Annotated in this window: 19 protein-coding genes; 3 read left to right on the top strand and 16 right to left on the bottom strand. The window is 57.4% G+C overall.

The genetic code is table 11. The features are described 5' to 3' along the window. Positions 1 to 43: 43 nt before the first annotated feature. The 5 genes from glnB to purL form a co-directional block, all read right to left on the bottom strand. On the bottom strand, positions 44 to 382 hold the full coding sequence (gene glnB, locus IM295_RS04225; RefSeq protein ID WP_003860685.1) for a nitrogen regulatory protein P-II: 339 nt from the start codon (positions 380 to 382) through the stop codon (positions 44 to 46). Between the two features lie 65 nt (positions 383 to 447). Continuing rightward, a complete protein-coding gene (gene glrR / locus IM295_RS04220; RefSeq protein WP_028014084.1) occupies positions 448 to 1,785 on the bottom strand; it encodes a two-component system response regulator GlrR in 1,338 nt (445 codons plus the stop codon). Continuing rightward, positions 1,772 to 2,509, bottom strand: a complete 738-nt coding sequence (gene qseG, locus IM295_RS04215) for a two-component system QseEF-associated lipoprotein QseG (protein ID WP_126327210.1) — start codon at positions 2,507 to 2,509, stop codon at positions 1,772 to 1,774. Before qseG ends, glrR begins: the two co-directional genes overlap by 14 nt. Positions 2,510 to 2,513: 4 nt before the next feature. Then, on the bottom strand, positions 2,514 to 3,938 hold the full coding sequence (gene qseE, locus IM295_RS04210) for a two component system sensor histidine kinase QseE/GlrK (RefSeq protein WP_126327211.1): 1,425 nt from the start codon (positions 3,936 to 3,938) through the stop codon (positions 2,514 to 2,516). A gap of 533 nt (positions 3,939 to 4,471) precedes the next feature. After that, positions 4,472 to 8,359, bottom strand: a complete 3,888-nt coding sequence (gene purL, locus IM295_RS04205; RefSeq protein ID WP_049136688.1) for a phosphoribosylformylglycinamidine synthase — start codon at positions 8,357 to 8,359, stop codon at positions 4,472 to 4,474. Between the two features lie 267 nt (positions 8,360 to 8,626). Between purL and mltF the strand changes: the two genes are divergently transcribed. Next, positions 8,627 to 10,177, top strand: coding sequence for a membrane-bound lytic murein transglycosylase MltF (gene mltF, locus IM295_RS04200; RefSeq protein WP_028014088.1), 1,551 nt, complete (start codon positions 8,627 to 8,629; stop codon positions 10,175 to 10,177). Here the strand turns inward: mltF and tadA are convergent. Genes tadA through murQ form a run of 4 tightly spaced genes read right to left on the bottom strand, consistent with a single transcriptional unit; the run spans position 10,065 to position 13,534 of the window. After that, a complete protein-coding gene (gene tadA, locus IM295_RS04195; protein ID WP_048338854.1) occupies positions 10,065 to 10,604 on the bottom strand; it encodes a tRNA adenosine(34) deaminase TadA in 540 nt (179 codons plus the stop codon). The genes mltF and tadA overlap by 113 nt on opposite strands. 24 nt (positions 10,605 to 10,628) lie before the next feature. Next, the gene (yfhb, locus tag IM295_RS04190; protein ID WP_045260171.1) at positions 10,629 to 11,264 is read right to left on the bottom strand and encodes a phosphatidylglycerophosphatase C; all 636 of its coding nucleotides are present in this window, start codon (positions 11,262 to 11,264) and stop codon (positions 10,629 to 10,631) included. Between the two features lie 3 nt (positions 11,265 to 11,267). Continuing rightward, on the bottom strand, positions 11,268 to 12,629 hold the full coding sequence (locus tag IM295_RS04185; RefSeq protein ID WP_193066275.1) for a PTS transporter subunit EIIC: 1,362 nt from the start codon (positions 12,627 to 12,629) through the stop codon (positions 11,268 to 11,270). A gap of 11 nt (positions 12,630 to 12,640) precedes the next feature. Continuing rightward, positions 12,641 to 13,534, bottom strand: a complete 894-nt coding sequence (gene murQ, locus IM295_RS04180; RefSeq protein ID WP_193066274.1) for an N-acetylmuramic acid 6-phosphate etherase — start codon at positions 13,532 to 13,534, stop codon at positions 12,641 to 12,643. Positions 13,535 to 13,652: 118 nt separating this feature from the next. On the opposite strand from murQ, the gene IM295_RS04175 reads away from it, so the two are divergent. Both IM295_RS04175 and IM295_RS04170 read left to right on the top strand, forming a co-directional pair. After that, entirely contained in the window at positions 13,653 to 14,501 is an 849-nt protein-coding gene (locus IM295_RS04175) for a MurR/RpiR family transcriptional regulator (RefSeq protein ID WP_193066273.1), read from the top strand. A 46-nt stretch (positions 14,502 to 14,547) separates the two neighbouring features. Beyond that, positions 14,548 to 14,808, top strand: coding sequence for a YfhL family 4Fe-4S dicluster ferredoxin (locus IM295_RS04170; protein WP_028014093.1), 261 nt, complete (start codon positions 14,548 to 14,550; stop codon positions 14,806 to 14,808). Here the strand turns inward: IM295_RS04170 and acpS are convergent. The 7 genes from acpS to lepA all read right to left on the bottom strand — a co-directional run bounded on the left by acpS (position 14,805) and on the right by lepA (position 21,271). Beyond that, positions 14,805 to 15,185 carry a holo-ACP synthase gene (acpS, locus tag IM295_RS04165; RefSeq protein WP_023294331.1) on the bottom strand — a complete coding sequence of 127 codons (381 nt, stop codon included), beginning with the start codon at positions 15,183 to 15,185 and terminating at the stop codon, positions 14,805 to 14,807. The two genes, IM295_RS04170 and acpS, sit on opposite strands and share 4 nt — an antisense overlap. Then, positions 15,185 to 15,916 (bottom strand): pyridoxine 5'-phosphate synthase, encoded by a 732-nt coding sequence (pdxJ, locus tag IM295_RS04160; protein ID WP_063437746.1) that lies wholly within the window; start codon positions 15,914 to 15,916, stop codon positions 15,185 to 15,187. Before pdxJ ends, acpS begins: the two co-directional genes overlap by 1 nt. Positions 15,917 to 15,949: 33 nt before the next feature. Further along, complete coding sequence (gene recO, locus IM295_RS04155) at positions 15,950 to 16,657, bottom strand: DNA repair protein RecO (RefSeq protein ID WP_028014096.1); 708 nt, start codon at positions 16,655 to 16,657, stop codon at positions 15,950 to 15,952. Between the two features lie 18 nt (positions 16,658 to 16,675). Beyond that, positions 16,676 to 17,581: a GTPase Era gene (gene era, locus IM295_RS04150; protein WP_193066272.1), complete on the bottom strand. Its 906-nt coding sequence runs from the start codon at positions 17,579 to 17,581 to the stop codon at positions 16,676 to 16,678. Further along, the gene (gene rnc, locus IM295_RS04145) at positions 17,578 to 18,258 is read right to left on the bottom strand and encodes a ribonuclease III (RefSeq protein ID WP_003860711.1); all 681 of its coding nucleotides are present in this window, start codon (positions 18,256 to 18,258) and stop codon (positions 17,578 to 17,580) included. The genes era and rnc overlap by 4 nt, the downstream gene beginning before the upstream one ends. 222 nt (positions 18,259 to 18,480) lie before the next feature. Then, the gene (gene lepB / locus IM295_RS04140) at positions 18,481 to 19,455 is read right to left on the bottom strand and encodes a signal peptidase I (protein ID WP_028014098.1); all 975 of its coding nucleotides are present in this window, start codon (positions 19,453 to 19,455) and stop codon (positions 18,481 to 18,483) included. A gap of 16 nt (positions 19,456 to 19,471) precedes the next feature. After that, positions 19,472 to 21,271: a translation elongation factor 4 gene (gene lepA, locus IM295_RS04135; RefSeq protein ID WP_028014099.1), complete on the bottom strand. Its 1,800-nt coding sequence runs from the start codon at positions 21,269 to 21,271 to the stop codon at positions 19,472 to 19,474. Between the last annotated feature and the right edge of the window lie 122 nt (positions 21,272 to 21,393).

The raw sequence follows: 21,393 nt of genomic DNA, 5'->3' as shown, positions 1-21,393 counted from the left end.
GCCCCTCGTTCGAGGGGCTTTTTTTGCGCCGGGTGGCGAATGGTTAAATCGCGGCGTCGTCTTCTTCGCCGGTACGGATACGGATCACGCGCGCCACGTCAAAGACGAAGATTTTACCGTCGCCAATTTTGCCCGTCTGCGCCGTGCGGATAATGGTATCCACGCAGGTATCGACGATATCGTCGCTGACCACGATTTCAATTTTCACTTTCGGCAGAAAGTCGACCATGTACTCTGCGCCACGATAGAGCTCGGTGTGGCCCTTCTGACGACCAAAACCTTTCACTTCCGTCACGGTCATTCCGGTGATGCCTACTTCCGCCAGCGCTTCACGTACATCATCCAGTTTGAAAGGTTTAATAATCGCATCAATCTTTTTCATGGTGGGTCCTTAAACTCTTGCCTGTAAGCTGCCTCGTAATCGATTGCTCACAGTACCATACGGCATTACTCTTTAAAATCGTTTGCTTCCAGCTCGTGGCGTGAGAGCAGCTTATAGAACTCGGTGCGGTTGCGTCCGGCCATCCGCGCCGCGTGGGTCACGTTGCCTTTGGTGATCTGCAGCAGCTTGCGCAGATAGTTCAGCTCGAACTGGTTACGCGCTTCCGCAAACGTCGGCAAGGCCGTGTTCTCTCCTTCCAGCGCCTGTTCCACCAGCGCGTCGCTGATAACGGGCGAGGACGTTAGCGCCACGCACTGCTCAATCACGTTCACCAGCTGGCGCACGTTACCCGGCCAGCTGGCGGCCATCAGCCGTTTCATCGCATCAGTCGAAAAGGCGCGCACGAACGGTTTATGCCGATCGGCCGCCTGGCGCAGGAGGTGATTCGCCAGCAGCGGAATATCTTCCGCACGCTCCGCCAGCGCCGGGATCTTCAGGTTCACCACGTTCAGACGGTAGTAGAGATCTTCACGGAACTCGTTGCGGGCCATCACTTTGGGCAAGTCGCGGTGGGTAGCGGAAATGATTCGCACGTTAATATCAATATCGCGGTTGCTGCCCAACGGGCGCACTTTGCGCTCCTGAAGTACGCGCAACAGTTTGACCTGCAGCGGCGCAGGCATGTCGCCAATCTCGTCGAGGAACAGCGTGCCGCCTTCCGCGGCCTGGAACAGCCCTTCCCGGCTGCTTACCGCGCCGGTAAATGCGCCGCGGGCATGGCCAAAAAGTTCAGACTCAAGAAGCTGCTCTGGGAGGGCACCGCAGTTAATGGCGATAAAAGCATTTTTACTGCGCGGGCTGGCGTTGTGGATCGCCTGCGCCAGGATCTCTTTCCCGGTTCCGCTCTGGCCGTTAATCAACACGCTGACGTCTGACTGTGCGACCATTCGCGCCTGCTCAAGCAGACGCAGCATTATCGGGCTGCGGGTGACGATAGATTCACGCCATGCGTCGTCTCCGGAGGGCGCGGCGTGCTCCAGCGCGCTGTCGATAGCTTTGTAGAGCGCGTCTTTATCTACCGGCTTGGTGAGGAAGCTGAACACGCCCTGCTGGGTTGCGGCGACGGCATCCGGGATTGACCCGTGCGCCGTCAGGATAATGACCGGCATGCCAGGCTGCTGCTTCTGGATTTCGGCGAACAGCTGCATGCCATCCATTTCGTCCATCCGCAGGTCACTGATCACCAGGTCAATCTTTTCGCGGCTGAGGACTTTAAGCCCCTCCTGCCCGCTTTCCGCGGTCACCACGGTGTAGCCTTCACTCACCAGACGCATCCCCAGCAGCTTTAACAGGCCGGGATCGTCATCCACCAGTAAGAGATGGGCTGGTTTACGGCTCGTCATGCTTCACATCCTCTTGTTTCGGCATATCGCTGTCCGGTGCAGCAGATGAACTACCAGGCTGGTATTTACGCGACGAGAGCTGTCTTTCGATATCGGTCAGGTTTTCCAGCTTTCGCGTCGTGGTATCCAGCTGAGTACGTAAATGCTGTTGCTGTTGGCGCAGCGTATCCAGCTCGCTGTCAGTTGACTGCTGTAGCTTGCTGTAGCGGGAGCGCTCTTCAGACAGCTGCAGCTGTAACGTCTGCCCATCCCGCCAGAGCTGGTATACCGGGCGCACCTGTGCGGGAAGATTGATCACAAACGTGTCCAGACGGGTCACGTTGGCCCGACGTTCAACGGGTGTAATTTTCGCATCGGCCAGTAAAATCCCACGCTTGAAAGCGTCCTGCCAGGTGTCTTCATCCAGCATCGCCGCCTTCATGCGGGCGTCTACCGGCGCAAGCCGCTGGGCGCAATCTATTCCGCGCAGCCAGAACAGCGGATTATTTTCGACATCATGCCCTGACAGATTCCAGATATCCTCACAGCGGGTAGAGAGGAAATCCGCCAGCTGGTTATCGGGCCATTTGTCTTCATGTTTACCGCTTATCGCACTTTGCGGCGCATGGGAAACGCACCCCGCCAGAACTAAACAGGGCAGACTCAGGCGACCCGCTTTGCTGGAAAACACCGCGCGTATGGCGCGGAAAAAGACGTGTGACATACTCACCAGATATAGATTCATTTTATTAATTTTTCCGGCTCAGGGGCAGTTCAATACGGAAGCAAACATCTGAACGTTCGTCCGTGGCAATGTTTAGCTCACCCTGCATGCGTTGTATGCAGTCCCGGGCAATGCTTAATCCCAGACCGCTTCCTTTTACCGCGCCTTTCCGCTGATGACTCCCCTGGAAAAAGGGTTCGAAGATCATGGTTTTTTCGTCATCGGGGATCGGGGTGCCGGTGTTTGCGACGTCAATAAACACCCGGGAGCCCTTCGTATAACTTCGGATATAAATGTTACCGGATTCAGTACCATAGTGCACCGCATTGGAGTAAAGATTATCCAGAACGCTCATTAATAGCATGGGTTCAGCCAGGCAGGTCAGCGCATTCAGCTCCACCCCGGTATGCATCATTTTAGCTCTTGCCGGCAAGCTATGGGCGGAGATCACCATATCCACCAGTGGCTCAATCTCCACCTCTTCCAGTACCACCGTCCCGTCAGCCAGCTTGCGGTTGTAATCCAGAAGCTGCTCGATCAGCTTTTGCAGGTTGCGGCTGCTGGCGTCCAGAATGTCGACAATCTCTTTCTGCTCCGGCGTAAGCGGCCCTGCCACCTCGTCCGCCAGCAGCTCCGTTCCTTCACGCATGCTGGCCAGCGGGGTTTTCAGCTCATGGGAAATATGGCGCAGGAACTGATGACGCTGGGATTCCAGCCACGCCAGGCGCTCGGATAGCCAGATAATGCGCTGACCGACGGATCGCAGCTCGCGCGGGCCTTTAAAGGCAACCGTATCCCCGAGCGATTTCCCCTCCCCCAGGCGGTTGATCATACGCTGAATACCCTTTACCGGGCCGATGATCATGCGGGTAAAGAGCAGCACCAGCCCGAGGCTCACCAGGAACAGCACCAGCGCCTGCCAGCCAAAGAACTGGCCGCGCTCGGCAATCTCCTGCTGCAGCTGCTGGCCGCGAGAGAAAATGACCGTGCGCGTTGACTGCACCATTTCGGTATTGGCGGCGGCGAATGCCTCAAGGCGCGCGGCGGCAGCCGCATCCGGGCCGCTGTTCTGGCACTGCAGCTGCGCGAGATCGTTCAGATCCTGACGTAACGCCTGATACAGCCTGTCGTCCGGCAGCACGCCCGCGTGGGCATCCAGCATTTCGCTGTAGCGCTTGCGCTGGCTCTGGTAGACCTTCTCCAGCGTCCGATCGTCGAGCACGCAGTACTGACGATAGCTACGCTCCATCTCCAGCGCGGCGTTGGTCATCGCTTCACTGCGTCTGGCATCGATAAGCGTGGTGCGGTTCGTCAGCGCCGCCTGGGCACTCAGCGCGTTGAGGCTCTGCCATGCCTGCCAGGCGAGGATCAGCAGCGGCAGCAGGATCAGCAGAAAGGCCATCATCACGAGCTGTCGCAGGGAGCGGGGAAAAACGGGCCAGCGTTTCAACGCATTACTCTCTTCATGGGGGTTTACGGAGAGCGTAACTGAGTCTGCCCTTCAGATACAACAAAGCCGGGTAAAAACCCGGCTTTGTTATGGAATAAGGCGGTGCCTAACTCGACGTTTCGCCCTGGCCTGATAAAGCATCGCTATGATCAGTAGTTGGACGGCAGGCACCTTTTTGTGCGTCATTCGAAGTTTATGTAGCACGTCCCGAAGGGGCTGACATAAGAAGGTGAATGAGCCACTGGTTAATATTATGCAACACCCATGCCAGAATGCAAAACAAAATATTAACACATTGAAATATATATCTTTTATTCGTTTGATCTATTTGTTGTGCGCTGAATGATTTTCAGGCTAAGTGTCGCTATTAAGCAACACCTTAACGGGAACCTGTCCTGCCATATATAAATCAATGAGTTAAGTGTCTCCATTTGGAGACACCCCTATACCATCTTTGTCGCAATTTTGCGACACGCATAAAAAAACCCGGTGGCGCTACGCTCACCGGGCCTACAAAGTACCTGCTTTACATCTTAACCCAGCTGTTTACGCGCGTTGCGGAAGATACGCATCCACGGGCTGTCCTCGCCCCAGTTTTCCGGGTGCCAGGAGTTGCTGACGGTACGGAACACGCGTTCAGGGTGCGGCATCATGATGGTCGCGCGACCGCTTTCGCTGGTCACCGCCGTAATACCATTGACGGAGCCGTTCGGGTTCGCCGGATAGGTTTCCGTGACCTTGCCGAAGTTATCGACAAAGCGCAGCGCCACCAGGCCTTTGCTCTCGAGCTGCGCCAGATGGGCCGCATCGCGCACTTCTACCTGACCTTCGCCGTGGGAAACGGCGATTGGCATCTGAGAGCCAACCATCCCCTGCAGCAGCAGAGACGGGCTCTGAGTCACTTCAACCAGACTGAAGCGCGCTTCGAAGCGGTCGGACTGGTTGCGCACAAAGCGTGGCCAGGCTTCGCTGCCCGGGATCAGCTCGCGCAGATTAGACATCATCTGGCAGCCGTTGCACACGCCCAGCGCCAGGGTTTGCGGACGATGGAAGAAGGTCTCGAACTCGTCGCGCACGCGGCTGTTAAACAGAATGGACTTCGCCCAGCCTTCGCCTGCGCCCAGCACGTCACCGTAGGAGAAACCGCCGCACGCCACCAGCGCATGGAAATCTTCCAGACCGGTACGCCCGGCCAGCAGGTCGCTCATGTGGACGTCGATAGCGTCAAAGCCCGCGCGGTGGAAGGCCGCAGCCATCTCAACGTGGGAGTTAACGCCCTGCTCGCGCAGCACGGCCACTTTCGGACGCGCGCCGGTCGCAATGTACGGCGCAGCGATATCTTCGTTGATGTCGAAGGAGAGCTTCACGTTCAGGCCAGGATCCTGGTCATTCGCTTTCGCGTTATGCTCCTGATCGGCGCATTCCGGGTTATCGCGCAGGCGCTGCATCTGCCAGGTGGTTTCTGCCCACCACATGCGCAGCGTGGTGCGGCTTTCGCTGAACACGGCGTGACCGTCGGCCTCAATGACGAAGCGGTCGCCCTGAACGGCTTTCCCCAGATAGTGGACGCAGTCTGCCAGACCGTGCTTCGCCAGAATCGCTTCCACCGCCTCGCGGTCTGCGGCGCGAACCTGAATCACCGCACCCAGCTCTTCGTTAAACAGCGCCGCCAGGCGGTCTTCGCCAAGCGTTGCAATGTTCGCTTCCACGCCGCAGTGGCCGGTGAAGGCCATCTCTGCCAGGGTCACCAGCAGGCCGCCGTCGGAACGGTCGTGGTAGGCCAGCAGCTTGCGCTGTGCCACTAGCGCCTGAATTGCGTCGTAGAAGCCTTTTAGCTGCGCCACGTCGCGCACGTCGGCTGGCTTGTCGCCAAGTTGACGGTAAACCTGCGCCAGTGCGGTGGCGCCCAGCGCGTTGTGGCCTTTACCCAGGTCAATCAACAACAGGGCGTTATCTTCGGTCGCCAACTGCGGCGTAACGGTATGGCGTACGTCTTCTACACGGGCAAACGCGGTGATCACCAGCGACAGCGGAGACGTCATCTCGCGCTGCTCGTTACCCTCCTGCCAGCGGGTTTTCATCGACATGGAGTCTTTACCCACCGGAATGGTCAGGCCGAGGGCTGGGCACAGTTCCTCACCCACCGCTTTCACGGCTTCATACAGGCCAGCGTCTTCACCAGGGTGACCGGCTGCCGCCATCCAGTTCGCGGAAAGTTTGATACGTTTGATGTCGCCAATCTGCGTCGCCGCAATGTTGGTCAGCGCTTCACCGACCGCCAGTCGTGCAGAGGCGGCGAAGTCCAGCAGCGCGACCGGGGTGCGTTCACCCAGCGCCATCGCTTCACCGTAGTAGCTGTCGAGGCTCGCGGTGGTCACGGCGCAGTTCGCCACCGGGATCTGCCACGGGCCAACCATCTGATCGCGGGATACCATACCGGTCACGGTACGGTCGCCAATGGTCACCAGGAAGGTTTTCTCTGCCACAGCAGGCAGGTGCAGCACGCGGTTGACCGCTTCCGCCACGGTAATGCCCTGGCGATCCAGCGCTTTGCCCGCTGCTTTACGGGTTGTTACGTCGCGGGTCATCTTCGGCGTTTTACCGAGCAGCACGTCCAGCGGCAGATCGATCGGCTGGTTGTCGAAATGGGTGTCGCTCAGAGTCAGGTGCTGCTCTTCGGTTGCTTCACCGATCACGGCATACGGCGCGCGTTCGCGGCGGCACAGTTCGTCAAACAGCGGCAGCTGGTCGGCCGCAACCGCCAGCACGTAGCGCTCCTGGGATTCGTTACACCAGATTTCGAGCGGGCTCATGCCCGGCTCATCGCTCAGAATATCGCGCAGGTTGAAACGGCCACCGCGACCACCGTCGCTCACCAGCTCCGGCATGGCGTTGGACAGGCCGCCCGCGCCCACGTCGTGAATAAAGAGGATCGGGTTGGCATCGCCCAGCTGCCAGCAGCGGTCGATCACTTCCTGGCAGCGACGCTCCATCTCAGGGTTGTCACGCTGCACGGACGCGAAGTCAAGATCCGCATCAGACTGGCCGGAGGCCATAGAAGAGGCCGCACCGCCGCCCAGACCGATGTTCATCGCCGGGCCGCCCAGCACTATCAGCTTCGCGCCGACGACGATCTCGCCTTTCTGCACGTGATCGGCACGGATGTTGCCGATCCCGCCCGCCAGCATGATCGGTTTGTGGTAGCCACGCAGCTCTTCGCCGTTGTGGCTGTCCACCTTCTCTTCGTAGGTACGGAAGTAACCGTTCAGCGCCGGACGACCAAATTCGTTGTTAAACGCCGCGCCGCCCAGCGGGCCTTCGGTCATGATATCCAGCGCGGTCACAATGCGCTCTGGCTTGCCGAAATCTTCTTCCCACGGCTGTTCAAAGCCAGGGATGCGCAGGTTAGAAACGGAAAAGCCGACCAGACCCGCTTTGGGTTTCGCCCCACGCCCGGTCGCCCCTTCGTCACGGATTTCGCCGCCGGAGCCGGTTGCCGCACCCGGCCACGGAGAAATGGCCGTCGGGTGGTTGTGGGTTTCCACTTTCATCAGAATATGCGCAGGCTCCTGATGGAAGTCATAGCGCCCTGCTTCGCGATCGGCGAAGAAGCGGCCCACCTCGGAACCTTCCATCACCGCGGCGTTGTCTTTATAGGCAGACAGCACGTGGTCAGGGGTTTGTTCCATGGTGTTTTTGATCATTTTGAACAGCGACTTCGGCTGCTGTTCGCCGTCGATAATCCAGTCGGCATTGAAAATCTTATGGCGGCAGTGCTCAGAGTTGGCCTGCGCGAACATGTAGAGTTCGATGTCGTTCGGGTTGCGGTTGAGCTTAACGAACGCGTCCTGCAGGTAGTCAATTTCGTCTTCTGCCAGCGCCAGACCGAGACGCAGGTTGGCGTCAATCAGCGCCTGGCGGCCCTGCCCCAGCAGGTCCACGCTCTGTACCGGCGCAGGCTGATGATGGGAGAAAAGCTTCTGTGCGTCATCAAGAGAGGCAAACACGCTCTCCATCATGCGGTCGTGCAATTCAGCCGCAACCGCCTGCCACTGCGCGTCGCTCAGGGTAGAGGCTTCGACGTAGTACGCTACGCCGCGTTCCAGACGGTTAATCTGGCTCAGGCCGCAGTTGTGGGCAATGTCGGTGGCTTTGGAAGACCAGGGGGAGATGGTGCCCGGACGCGGCGTCGCAAGGATCAGTTTGCCGGTTGGCGTATGGCTGCTCAGATTTGGGCCATACTTGAGCAGGCGTTCCAGCTGTACGCGCTCCTCTGCATTCAGGGGGGCATTCAGGTCAGCAAAATGGACATACTCAGCGTAAATATTGCTTACCGGAAGGTCGGCCGCCTGAAAACGTGCCAGCAGTTTGGTAATACGGAAGGCAGACAGTGCAGGCGAACCACGCAGAATTTCCATCATAAGTCTCTCGTCTTCGAAGCGCCGGGGCGCTTACAGTGTGCGCAAGGGGGGAAAACGGGCGTCATTATAGAGAATCCTGAGCGCCGACGAAACCGTTTGCGTCGAAATAAAATCGACTTCAGCGTTTAACAATAGATGTGACCTGTCTCTCTAATTGGTTGCCAAGTGGCGCAAGTTTACGCAAAATGCCGCTCATTCAATGACAAACCTTATGATTAACATGGCTACAGCAGACTGAGGCAACCGGCGTCGCAGAGAATTAACTAATTGAAAAAATTAAAGATTAATTATCTGCTCATCGGCATTGTAACGTTGCTGCTGGCAGTGGCCCTCTGGCCTTCCATCCCCTGGTTCGGCAAAGCCGAAAATCGTATCGCCGCCATTCAGGAGCGGGGGGAACTGCGCGTCAGTACCCTCAACTCTCCGCTGATTTACAGCGACATCAACGGCAAAATTATTGGTCTGGATTATGAGCTGGCGCAGCAGTTTGCCGATTATCTGGGCGTGAAGCTTAAAATTACCGTCCGCCAGAACATCAACCAGCTGTTTGACGACCTGGACAACAACAACGCCGATATCCTCGCTGCCGGGCTGGTCTATAACAGCGAGCGCAGCAAGAACTACCAGCCGGGCCCGACCTACTACTCCGTTTCCCAGCAGCTGGTTTATCGCGTCGGGAGCCTGCGCCCGCGTACGCTTGCCTCGATCAACGCGCAACAGCTGACGATTGCTCCCGGCCACGTAGTGATTGACGACCTGCGTGAGTTAAAGGAGAAAAAATACCCGGATCTGAGCTGGACGGTTGACCCTAAACTCGGCACGACGGAGCTGCTGGAGCAGGTCAAAGATCAGAAACTGCCCTACACCATCGCCGATTCGGTGGCGATCAGCCTGTTCCAGCGGGTGCATCCTGAAATCGCCGTGGCGCTGGACGTGACGGACGAACAGCCGGTGACCTGGTTTACCCATCTGGATGATGACCAGACCCTCTCGGCGGCCATGCTGGATTTTTATAACACCATCAATGAAGACGGCACGCTGGCGCGACTTGAGGAGAAGTACCTCGGCCACGGGGATGACTTTGACTACGTTGACACCCGCAGCTTCCTGCGCGCGGTTGACAGCGTCCTGCCTGACCTGCAGCCGCTTTTCGAAAAATATGCCCAGGAGATTGACTGGAAACTGCTGGCGGCTATCTCGTACCAGGAGTCCCACTGGGACACTCAGGCCACGTCGCCAACGGGCGTACGCGGACTGATGATGTTAACCAAAAATACCGCGCTGAGCCTGGGCGTTAACGACCGTACCGATGCGGAACAGAGCATCAGCGGCGGGGCGCGCTACCTGCAGGATATGATGGCTAAAGTCCCGGAAACCGTGCCGGAAGAGGAACGGATCTGGTTTGCGCTGGCGGCCTACAACATGGGCTACGCGCACATGCTTGACGCGCGGGCTCTGACGGCGAAAACGAAGGGAAACCCGGACAGCTGGTCAGACGTAAAACAGCGCCTGCCGCTGCTGAGCCAGAAGCCATGGTACAACAAGCTGACGTATGGCTACGCGCGCGGACATGAAGCCTACGCCTACGTGGAAAATATACGTAAGTATCAGATTAGCCTGGTCGGCTATCTGCTGGAGAAAGAGAAAGAGGCAACAGAGGCAAAACAGCTGGCGGAAAGTTATCCGGTTGTGGCGCCGGACGAGCTTAATCATCCGACAACTTCAATTCTGCCTTTTGTTGCTTTTTCTGCTGACGGCGCATTCGAAAGAAATCGCTTAATAGCCCCGAACACTCTGGTGCAAGTACCCCACCGATAGTCTGCACCTGATGATTCATTCCTGGATGACCCAGCACGTCCATCAGTGAACCGGCCGCACCGGTTTTTTCATCCCGCGCTCCAAACACCAGGGTACCGATTCGGCTGTGCACCATCGCCCCGGAGCACATCACGCAGGGTTCAAGGGTGACGTACAGGGTGGTATCAAGCAGACGATAGTTTTGCAGCACCAGCCCGCCCTGACGAAGCGCCATAATTTCGGCATGCGCGGTAGGATCGTGGCGGCCAATAGGACGGTTCCACCCTTCCCCAATCACCCGGTTGTTATGAACCAGCACCGCGCCCACGGGCACTTCGCCCTCGTCCCAGGCCCGTTGAGCCAGCGCCAGCGCGTGGCGCATCCAGTATTCATGATTGTGTTCTGAGGTGGACAAGGGCTGATACTCCAGTCTAAAAGCGGGCGGCATTATACACAGCCCTTATAGATAAGACTATTCGAGTTGCTGAAGTTCACCGAGGGGAGTAACGCGCCAGCGGTGCTGGCAAAAATAGAGCAGCGGGTTGTCCTGCTTGCTGTCGCTGTAGCCGCTGTAAAGACGCAGCGGCGTGCCGATGCGTTTTTCCAGCTGGACCACTTTTTCATGCCCCAGACAGCGCATCGTCAGGACCCAGCCGCCGTAGCCGCGGGAAATTTGCGTGGCGATAAGATTTACGCGCGGCAGCCAGGGGGTATCAAAGTAGACCAGCTCCACCAGCGTCTGCGGGGAGCCGGTAATCAGCCAGATATCGGCATCGTTGGCGTCAAGATAGCTGGTCAGGCGCGCCTGCACCACGGGAAACGCGGCAACGTGGCCGCGGAACCAGAGAGCGAACTCCTTTTCGAGCTGTTTGAGCCGCGCTTCGCTGTGGCCAAACGTACATCCCCACAGCAGCAGGCTCATCGGCCAGCGCGCCGCCCGGCCTTTTACCAGCAGCGCGATGCCAATGAGGGGTAAGAGCGGTAAGACGAGCAGCGCGTTCAGAGGCTGACGCCGCAGCAGGTAGCGCATAAACGTACCAAACATATCCTGCTGATGCAGCGTTCCATCCAGATCGAAAAAGACAACGCGACGCTCGTGATTGGCCAAACCTTACTCCTCTGGGTCGTTGAATCCTAACAGCCAGGTAAACAGGAACCCGGCGATCACCGCTACTAAATAGCCTAACAGATAGAGCATGACTTTTCCGGTCACGATGGTTAATGCCAGCGGTAAACCGGAGAGACCAAAGGTGATAACGGTGGCGACTTTCCAGTAGCTGATGAGTGCCCCGCCTACCGCGCCCCCCAGACAGGCCGCAAGGAACGGTTTACCCAGCGGCAGCGTGACGCCGAATATCAGCGGCTCGCCAATGCCGAGCAGCCCGACCGGCAGCGCCCCTTTAATCACTTTTTTCAGGCGCGCGTTGCGGGTTTTCATCAGGACGGCAATCGCTGCCCCCACCTGCCCGACGCCCGCCATCGAGAGAATAGGCAGCAGCGCGTTATAGCCGTGCGCCTGCACCAGCTCGACGTGGATCGGCACCAGCCCCTGATGCAGGCCGGTCAGCACCAGCGGCAGGAAGGTACCTGACAGCACCGCCCCCACCAGCAGGCCGCCGCGGTCGATAGCCAGAGACGCGCCGTGGGCGATGGCGTCAGAGATCCAACCGCCTAACGGCTGGAGGGCCACAATCGCTATGCTACCGGTGATCAGCGTGGTGAGCAGCGGGTTGAGGATCAGCTCAATCGAGCCGGGCAGAACCGCGCGCAGCCGCTTCTCGATCCAACACATCAGGATGACCACCAGCAGCACCGCGATCACCCCGCCGCGGCCAGGCTGGAGCGCCTCACCAAACAGCGTGATCTGCGCCAGCTGCGGGCTGGAGAGAATGCCCGCCATCACCCCGCCCATCGCCAGCGAGCCGCCAAACACCTTCGCGGTATTGACCCCGACCAGGATGTTCATAATGGCAAACACCGCGCTGCCGAAGATCCCGAGAATGCCCAGCAGGTTCGGATACTGCGTGGCAAAATCCCCGACGATATCTGGCCGCTTAAGGATGTTGATGATCCCGGTGATCAAGCCGGAAGCTATAAACGCCGGGATCAGCGGGATAAAGACGTTTGCCAGCTGTCGCAGCGCATCGCTCATGGGAGCTTTGTATTTGGCCTTCGCCTGCGCTTTGGTGCGTTCAGCGTCGTCAACCGTCACGCTTGCACCGCCGACCATCAGCGCGCGCATGGCATCGACAACCTGCGCCGCCTTGCCCGGCCCGACGATCAGCTGGTGTTGCTGCCCCTGTTTCACGTAGCCACTGACGCCGGACAGCTTCTTCAGGCCCGGCACGTCAAGCTGATCGTCGTTATGCACCTCGACGCGCACGCGCGTCATGCAGTTTTCCAGACGCTGAATATTTTTCTCCCCGCCTATCCCCTGCAGGATATCGCTGGCGAGCGCTGCTGTTTTGTCCATAAACGCCTCTGCTAGTTTTCTAAAGCCGCCCGTAAGAAGCCGTTGTGCGCGTCGAGTTTGGCTCGCGCGGCCGCCGCGTCCAGCCCGCTTAAGATCATTAAAATGGCCGGTTTAACCTCGTGATCGGTCTGCCTGAGCACCGCTTCTGCCTCTTCACGGCCCGCGCCTGTCGCCTCCATCACCATGCGGCAGGCTCTGTCCACCAGCTTGACGTTGGTGGCCTGCATATCGACCATCAGGTTCTGGTAGACCTTTCCGAACTTCACCATCGCACCGGTGGAGATCATATTGAGCACCAGCTTTTGCGCGGTCCCGGATTTCAGGCGCGTGGAGCCGGTGAGCGCTTCCGGCCCAACGACCGGAGAGATGGCGATAGCGGCCACCTGCGCAATCGGCGAGCCGGGGTTGCAGGAGATGGCGACCGTCGTGCAGCCGGTCCGGTTGGCGTATTCCAGGCCGCCAATGACGTACGGCGTGCGCCCGGATGCCGCCAGGCCGACCACCAGATCGTTCGCCGTCAGGTTCAGATCCTTCAGGTCATCCTCACCCAGCTGTTTGTTGTCCTCCGCCCCTTCAACGGCCTTCAGCAGCGCGCCGGGACCACCTGCAATCAGGCCAACCACCAGGCCGTGCGGAACGCCAAAGGTGGGCGGACATTCCGAGGCATCCAGCACCCCGAGACGCCCGCTGGTACCGGCCCCCATATAGATAATGCGACCACCGGCCTTAAGAGATTCCGCCGCCGCATCGACCGCTTTCGCCACCTCTGGCAATGTCTCTTTCACTGCCTGCGCGACCAGCGTATCCTGTTGATTAAAGCGGTTAACCAGCTCCAGGGTGGAGAGCGCATCCAGATCCATGGTTTGCGGGTTACGCGTTTCAGAAACAAGTGAGCCAAGATTCATTTTTTGTACCTCAAGAATTTTTAATTCATAATAATCACACTATAATGGAATATAAAATTCATTCAGGCGAGCAGAATTCGTTTTTGCGCAGACAATCACATTTCCGCCGGGAGTACTTATGAACTGTTTAATTCGCATTCGCCAGCGCTACGCCGGCTTTGCTCAAAGCGACAAAAAGCTGGCGGATTTTCTGCTTTCTCAGCCCGATCGCGCCCGCCACCTCAGCTCACAGCAGCTGGCAAGCGAAGCTGGAGTGAGCCAGTCAAGCGTGGTGAAATTTGCCCAGAAGATCGGGTTTAAGGGTTTTCCCGCTCTTAAGCTGGCAATCAGCGAAGCGCTGGTGAGTAACCCGAATCCGCAGTCCATGCCGGTGCATAACCAGATCCGCGGCGATGACCCGATGCGTCTGGTTGGGGAAAAGCTGATCAAGGAGAACGTGGCGGCCATGCACGCCACGCTGGACGTGAATACCGAAGAGAAATTACTGGAAAGCGTGGCGATGCTGCGGGCGGCGCGGCGTATTATTTTGACCGGTATTGGCGCGTCCGGTCTGGTGGCGCGTAATTTTGGCTGGAAGCTGACTAAAATCGGTTTTAACGCCATCGTCGAGCAGGATATGCACGCCCTGCTGGCGACCGTGCAGGCGATGGATCCTGACGATATGCTGCTGGCCATCTCCTACTCCGGCGAGCGCCGCGAGATCAACATGGCGACCGACGAAGCCCTGCGCGTCGGCGGCAAAATTCTGGCGATCACCGGCTTTACGCCTAATGCGCTGCAGCAGCGGGCAACGCGCTGTTTATATACCATTGCCGAAGAGCAGGCCACGCGCAGCGCGGCAATTTCGTCCACCAGCGCACAAATGATGCTGACGGACCTGCTGTTTATGGCGCTGGTACAGCAGGATCTGGAGCGCGCGCCTGAGCGCATTCGTCACAGCGAAGAACTGGTAAAGAAACTGGTTTGACGCGTATAATGCCCGCCCAGTTTGTGTTGTTTCTGAGAATTTCCTGATGGCGCTGTTAATTACCAAAAAATGCATCAATTGCGATATGTGCGAACCCGAATGCCCGAACCAGGCGATTTCGATGGGCGACAGCATTTACGAGATTAACAGCGACCGCTGCACGGAATGCGTCGGCCACTATGAGACGCCGACCTGCCAGAAGGTGTGCCCGATCCCCAACACTATTCTGAAGGATCCGACACACGTCGAGAGCGAAGAGCAGCTGTGGGATAAATTTGTCCTGATGCACCACGCGGACAAAATTTAGCTTTCGATAATCACCGTCGCGCTGGCATAGTGGCGTTCATCTGCGATCGTCACGTGCATATGATTCACCCCCAGCTTCTCCGCCAGCTTTTGCGCTTCACCCCACAGACGCAGGCTCGGTTTGCCCAGCTCATCATTAAAAACTTCGAACTGGTTAAATGCCAGGCCGTTACGAATGCCGGTCCCGAAGGCCTTGGCTGCCGCCTCTTTTACCGCAAAGCGCTTTGCCAGAAAACGCACCGGCTGCTGGTGCGCCTCCCAGATGGCCCATTCGTTATCGCTCAGCACGCGCCTTGCGAGGCGATCGCCGCTCCGGGCGATCACCGCTTCAATGCGGGCTATTTCGACGATATCGGTGCCTAAGCCCAGAATGGCCATTACTGACGCGCTTCCAGCATCAGGCGTTTCATCTCTGAAACCGCCTCTTTCAGGCCGCTCATCACCGCGCGGCCAATAATGGCGTGGCCGATGTTCAGCTCGTGCATTTCCGGCAGGGCGGCAATGGCCTTCACGTTGTGGTAGGTCAGGCCGTGACCAGCATTAACCTTCAGTCCCAGGCTCGCGGCGTAGGTGGCCGCTTTGGCGATACGCTCCAGCTCTTTGGCCTGCTCGGCATCGTTTTTAGCATCGGCATAGCAGCCGGTGTGAATTTCGATATACGGCGCGCCCACGTCGGCTGCCGCTTTAATCTGCACGAAATCGGCGTCGATAAACAGAGAAACCAGGATACCGGCATCCGCCAGGCGCTTGCAGGCATCGCGCATTTTGTCCTGCTGCCCCGCCACGTCCAGTCCACCTTCGGTGGTCACTTCCTGGCGTTTTTCCGGCACCAGGCAGCAGAAGTGCGGTTTGGTCTCGCAGGCAATGGTCAGCATCTCTTCGGTGACCGCCATCTCCAGATTCATACGGGTGTCCAGCGTCTGACGAAGAATGCGCACGTCGCGGTCGGTAATGTGGCGGCGGTCTTCACGCAGGTGAACGGTAATGCCGTCGGCACCAGCCTGTTCAGCGATAAACGCCGCCTGAACCGGATCGGGATACGCCGTGCCGCGCGCGTTGCGCAGGGTGGCGATGTGGTCGATGTTGACGCCTAACAGTAATTCAGCCATGACAATCCTCGGTTTTCTTTCTGATGCTGTGGTCTAACGTTTGGGCATAAACTGCCTGAATAATTCGCGGCTCTTTAAGGGCTTGCCGCCAAGATACGGCTTGAGGGCAATCCGGGTAAAGCGTTTTGCTGCGCGCAGGGTGTCGGCGTCCGGAAACTCGCGTTCATAAAGCGCTCTGAGCTGGCGTCCGGTAAAAGTACTGTTATCAACGACGACGCTGGCAATAAAACCTTTTTCTTCGCGGTAGCGGTAGGTCATGGTGTCTTCCACCTCATCACCGCTGCCTGCGCAGTGCAGAAAATCCACGCCGTACCCGAGGTGGCCCAGCAGCGCCAGTTCGAAACGACGCAGGGCGGGTTCGGGCGTGCCGGTCGCACCCGCCAGTGCCTGGATACAGTGCAGATAATCGAAGAAAAGTTCCGAGAAGCGAGTCTCATGTTCAAGGACGCGGGAGATGAGCTCGTTGACATACAAACCGCTGTAGAGCGTGATGCCAGAAAGGGGAAGCGCCAGAGAGACGGCTTCAGCGCTGCGCAAGGTTTTGACTTCCCCTCGCCCGCCAAAGCGAACCAGCAGCGGCGTAAAAGGCTGTAGGGCACCCTTCAGATTAGAACGTTTGGAACGTGCGCCTTTCGCAACAAGGCGCACGCGGCCCGACTCTTCCGTGAAGACGTCCAGCATCAGGCTGGTTTCGCTCCAGGGACGACTATGGAGAACGAAGGCGCGCTGCCAACCTTCCATTATACTCGTCGTCTTGAGTTACTGATCTTCGCCGTAACCGAGGCTGCGCAGAGCACGCTCATCATCGGCCCAGCCAGATTTCACCTTCACCCACAGTTCCAGATGAACCGGCGCTTCGAACATCTCCTGCATGTCCTTACGGGCTTCGATACCGATGGTTTTGATCTTGGCGCCTTTGTTGCCGATCACCATCTTCTTCTGCCCTTCACGCTCGACGAGGATCAGGCCGTTAATGTCGTAGCCACCGCGCTCGTTGCTCTGGAAACGCTCGATCTCCACCGTCACAGAGTACGGCAGCTCGGCGCCCAGGAAACGCATCAGCTTTTCACGGATGATTTCAGACGCCATAAAGCGCTGAGAGCGATCGGTGATGTAGTCTTCCGGGAAGTGGTGAACCGCTTCTGGCAAGTGCTTACGTACGATGCCCGCGATGGTATCGACGTTCAGGCCGGTCTCAGCAGACAGCGGAACGATATCGAGGAAGTTCATCTGGCTGCCCAGCCACTGCAGGTGCGGCAGCAGGTCAGCTTTTTCCTGCACGTTGTCAACTTTGTTGACCGCGAGGATCACCGGCGTTTTGCCGTCACGCAGCTTGTTCAGTACCATTTCGTCGTCCGGCGTCCAGCGGGTGCCTTCCACAACGAAAATCACCAGTTCTACGTCGCCGATGGAGCTGCTCGCCGCCTTGTTCATCAGACGGTTAATGGCACGCTTCTCTTCCATGTGCAGGCCAGGTGTATCGACGTAGATTGCCTGATACGCGCCTTCAGTATGGATGCCGACAATGCGGTGACGCGTGGTCTGCGCCTTACGCGAGGTGATGGAAATCTTCTGCCCAAGCAGATTATTCAGCAGGGTGGATTTGCCGACGTTCGGACGTCCGACGATGGCAATAAATCCGCAATAGGTTTTTTCTTCGCTCATTCCAGCTCCAGCATTTTTAACGCCTGTTCGGCGGCAGCCTGTTCAGCCTTACGGCGGCTCGAACCTGTGCCCACCACCGGTTCACTCAGGCCACTGACCTGGCAATGGATGGTAAATTCCTGATCGTGCGCTTCGCCACGCACCTGCACCACCAGATAGGATGGCAGCGGCAGATGACGGCCCTGCAAATATTCCTGCAGGCGCGTTTTCGGATCTTTTTGTTTATCGCCCGGGCTAATTTCGTCCAGACGGGTCTGATACCAGTTAAGGATCAGCTTTTCTACGGTCTGGATATCGCTGTCCAGGAACACGCCACCAATTAATGCTTCGACCGTATCGGCAAGAATAGATTCACGACGGAAGCCGCCGCTTTTCAGTTCACCCGGCCCAAGACGCAGACATTCGCCCAGTTCAAATTCGCGCGCGATTTCAGCGAGGGTGTTGCCGCGCACCAGCGTGGCGCGCATGCGGCTCATATCACCTTCGTCCACGCGCGGGAAACGATGATAAAGCGCATTCGCAATCACGAAACTTAAAATAGAGTCACCCAGAAACTCGAGACGCTCATTATGTTTGCTGCTGGCACTGCGATGGGTTAATGCCTGTTGCAACAACTCCTGATGATGAAAAGTGTAGCCCAGCTTCCGTTGAAGCCGATTAATTACGATGGGGTTCATGCGATACCAATAAATGAATGCGTCAAAAATGCAGCACACGAAACCGACCTGAGAAAACCAACGCGGTTTCGTGTGCCGTGGCACCCTTGCAGGGCCAACCTTAAACTTCGGGGGAATATTCTATACACAACGACAGGGGATGTCGTTAGTTCAAAGAGGTTTATCGAGGAAATAATTCACGTAGCCGCGAAATAACGCGGCTACGTGTTCTTTTCCTGAGAATTAATGGATTCCGCCAATACGATTCAGGCGCACGCCGGTCGGCCACTCGCCTTCCTGCTTCTCAAAACTCATCCAGATCGCGGTTGCTTTACCCACCAGATTCGCTTCCGGCACAAAGCCCCAGTAACGGCTGTCCGCGGAGTTATCGCGGTTATCGCCCATCATGAAGTAGTGTCCCGGCGGTACGATCCAGCTGGCCAGCTGCTGACCCGGCTGTTTGTAATACATCCCCACTTGGTCCTGCGCGATTGGCACGGTCAGAATGCGGTGAGTGACATCGCCCAGCGTCTCTTTGCGCTCAACCAGACGAATGCCGTTCTCTTTGGTTTCACCTTTTGGCACCTGGAAGAACCCGCTGGTCGCTTCACCGCCGTTACGACGGGCGAAAGTCTGCACGAAATCACTTGGCTCAACGTTTGAGTAGGTGATTGGCAGCGCGTTTTCACACGCGGTACCGGAGCTGCAGCCCGGCTGAACGGTGACTTCCTTCGCAACCGGATCGTAGGTCACTTTATCCCCCGGCAGACCCACCGCGCGCTTAATGTAATCCAGACGCGGATCGTCCGGATATTTAAACACCACGATGTCGCCACGTTTCGGATGCCCCGTTTCGATCAGCGTTTTCTGGTAAATCGGATCTTTAATGCCGTAGGCAAACTTCTCAACCAGAATAAAATCACCGATCAGCAGCGTTGGCATCATTGATCCCGATGGGATCTGGAACGGCTCATAAATAAACGAACGTACCACCAGCACAATAGCCAGCACCGGGAACACCGACGCGCCCGTTTCCAGCCAGCCCGGTTTCGGGCCAACTTTCTTCAGGGTTTTCGCGTCAAGCGCATCGCCAGTCGCTACCTGCGCGGCAGCCTGACGTTCACGGCGTTTTGGGGCGAAGATAAACTTATCCAGACACCACAGCAGGCCTGTCACCAGCGTAGCGATGACCAGGATCAGGGCAAACATGTTCGCCATGCCAACTCCTTAAAGGTTATTTGCCGTCTTTACCGACATGAAGAATGGCAAGGAATGCTTCCTGCGGCAGCTCAACGTTACCGACCTGCTTCATACGCTTCTTACCTTCTTTCTGCTTCTGCAGCAGCTTTTTCTTACGGCTGACGTCACCGCCATAGCACTTCGCCAGAACGTTTTTACGCAGCTGCTTCACGGTTGAGCGGGCAATGATGTGGTTACCGATGGCCGCCTGAATCGCAATGTCAAACTGCTGACGCGGGATCAGATCTTTCATCTTCTCAACCAGCTCGCGGCCACGGTACGGCGCATTGTCGTTGTGGGTGATCAGCGCCAGCGCATCCACACGCTCGCCGTTGATCAGCACATCCACGCGCACCATGTTGGAGGCCTGGAAACGTTTGAAGTTGTAATCCAGTGACGCATAGCCACGGGAGGTAGACTTCAGACGGTCGAAGAAGTCGAGTACCACTTCCGCCATAGGGATTTCATAGGTCAGCGCCACCTGGTTACCGTGGTAAACCATGTTGGTCTGCACGCCACGCTTCTCAATACAGAGCGTAATAACGTTCCCCAGGAACTCCTGCGGCAGCAGCATGTGACATTCTGCAATAGGCTCGCGCAGCTCGTGAATGTTGTTCAGCGGCGGGAGCTTGGATGGGCTGTCTACGTAGATCACTTCTTTCGAGGTGGTTTCCACTTCGTAGACTACCGTTGGTGCAGTGGTGATCAGATCCAGATCGTATTCACGCTCCAGACGCTCCTGAATGATCTCCATGTGCAGCAGGCCGAGGAAGCCGCAGCGGAAGCCGAAGCCCAGCGCCGTTGAACTTTCTGGCTCATAGAACAGGGAGGCATCGTTCAGGCTCAGCTTGCCGAGCGCATCGCGGAAGTTTTCGTAGTCGTCAGAGCTGACCGGGAACAGACCTGCGTAAACCTGCGGTTTCACCTTTTTGAAGCCTGGCAGCGCTTTGTCTGCCGGGTTACGCGCGCCGGTCAGGGTATCGCCCACTGGCGCGCCGAGGATGTCTTTAATCGCGCAGACCAGCCAGCCTACCTCGCCGCATTTCAGCTCGGTACGGTCAACCTGTTTTGGCGTGAAGATACCCAGACGGTCTGCGTTGTAGACCTGTCCGGTACTCATGACCTTGATTTTGTCACCTTTACGCATGGTGCCGTTTTTGATACGCACCAAAGAGACCACGCCCAGGTAGTTATCGAACCATGAGTCGATGATCAGCGCCTGCAATGGACCATCCGGGTCGCCTTCCGGGGCCGGAATATCACGTACCAGGCGTTCCAGCACGTCGGTCACACCCACACCGGTTTTCGCGGAGCAGCGTACGGCGTCGGTCGCGTCAATGCCGACAATGTCTTCAATCTCTTCCGCCACGCGCTCAGGATCGGCGGCGGGCAGGTCGATTTTGTTCAGAACCGGCACAACCTCGAGATCCATTTCCATCGCGGTGTAGCAGTTCGCCAGGGTCTGGGCTTCAACGCCCTGCCCGGCATCGACCACCAGCAGCGCACCTTCACAGGCCGCCAGCGAGCGTGATACTTCATAGGAGAAGTCAACGTGGCCTGGGGTGTCGATAAAGTTCAGTTGATAGGTTTCGCCATCAGAAGCTTTATAGTCGAGCGTCACGCTCTGCGCTTTGATGGTGATACCGCGTTCGCGTTCCAGGTCCATGGAGTCCAGTACCTGGGCTGCCATTTCACGATCAGACAGGCCACCGCAAATCTGGATAATACGGTCAGACAGCGTCGACTTACCGTGGTCAATGTGAGCAATGATCGAAAAGTTACGTATGTTCTTCATATAGTTAAATAATTATGCCTTACGAATTCCTGGAGGCCGCTGTTCTTAGCCTGACGTTTTTCAGTGCGAAAACGCAGCATTCTACACTACATACCCGCAACCTGGAAATGCACTTAGAGCCA

The organism is Enterobacter cloacae complex sp. P14RS (assembly GCF_014895895.1).
GTDB lineage: Bacteria > Pseudomonadota > Gammaproteobacteria > Enterobacterales > Enterobacteriaceae > Enterobacter > Enterobacter bugandensis.
This window is presented reverse-complemented; position numbering and strand designations above follow the sequence as displayed.

What these genes read in the sequence shown, in the direction of transcription:
- lepB (WP_028014098.1), bottom strand. Translation starts at nt 19,455, where the DNA reads ATGGCGAACATGTTTGCCCTGATCCTGGTCATCGCTACGCTGGTGACA.
- glrR (WP_028014084.1), bottom strand. Translation starts at nt 1,785, where the DNA reads ATGACGAGCCGTAAACCAGCCCATCTCTTACTGGTGGATGACGATCCC.
- IM295_RS04170 (WP_028014093.1), top strand. Translation starts at nt 14,548, where the DNA reads ATGGCGCTGTTAATTACCAAAAAATGCATCAATTGCGATATGTGCGAA.
- IM295_RS04185 (WP_193066275.1), bottom strand. Translation starts at nt 12,629, where the DNA reads ATGGACAAAACAGCAGCGCTCGCCAGCGATATCCTGCAGGGGATAGGC.
- glnB (WP_003860685.1), bottom strand. Translation starts at nt 382, where the DNA reads ATGAAAAAGATTGATGCGATTATTAAACCTTTCAAACTGGATGATGTA.
- acpS (WP_023294331.1), bottom strand. Translation starts at nt 15,185, where the DNA reads ATGGCCATTCTGGGCTTAGGCACCGATATCGTCGAAATAGCCCGCATT.
- murQ (WP_193066274.1), bottom strand. Translation starts at nt 13,534, where the DNA reads ATGAATCTTGGCTCACTTGTTTCTGAAACGCGTAACCCGCAAACCATG.
- era (WP_193066272.1), bottom strand. Translation starts at nt 17,581, where the DNA reads ATGAGCGAAGAAAAAACCTATTGCGGATTTATTGCCATCGTCGGACGT.
- IM295_RS04175 (WP_193066273.1), top strand. Translation starts at nt 13,653, where the DNA reads ATGAACTGTTTAATTCGCATTCGCCAGCGCTACGCCGGCTTTGCTCAA.
- tadA (WP_048338854.1), bottom strand. Translation starts at nt 10,604, where the DNA reads ATGCCGCCCGCTTTTAGACTGGAGTATCAGCCCTTGTCCACCTCAGAA.
- recO (WP_028014096.1), bottom strand. Translation starts at nt 16,657, where the DNA reads ATGGAAGGTTGGCAGCGCGCCTTCGTTCTCCATAGTCGTCCCTGGAGC.
- pdxJ (WP_063437746.1), bottom strand. Translation starts at nt 15,916, where the DNA reads ATGGCTGAATTACTGTTAGGCGTCAACATCGACCACATCGCCACCCTG.
- purL (WP_049136688.1), bottom strand. Translation starts at nt 8,359, where the DNA reads ATGATGGAAATTCTGCGTGGTTCGCCTGCACTGTCTGCCTTCCGTATT.
- lepA (WP_028014099.1), bottom strand. Translation starts at nt 21,271, where the DNA reads ATGAAGAACATACGTAACTTTTCGATCATTGCTCACATTGACCACGGT.
- qseG (WP_126327210.1), bottom strand. Translation starts at nt 2,509, where the DNA reads ATGAATCTATATCTGGTGAGTATGTCACACGTCTTTTTCCGCGCCATA.
- rnc (WP_003860711.1), bottom strand. Translation starts at nt 18,258, where the DNA reads ATGAACCCCATCGTAATTAATCGGCTTCAACGGAAGCTGGGCTACACT.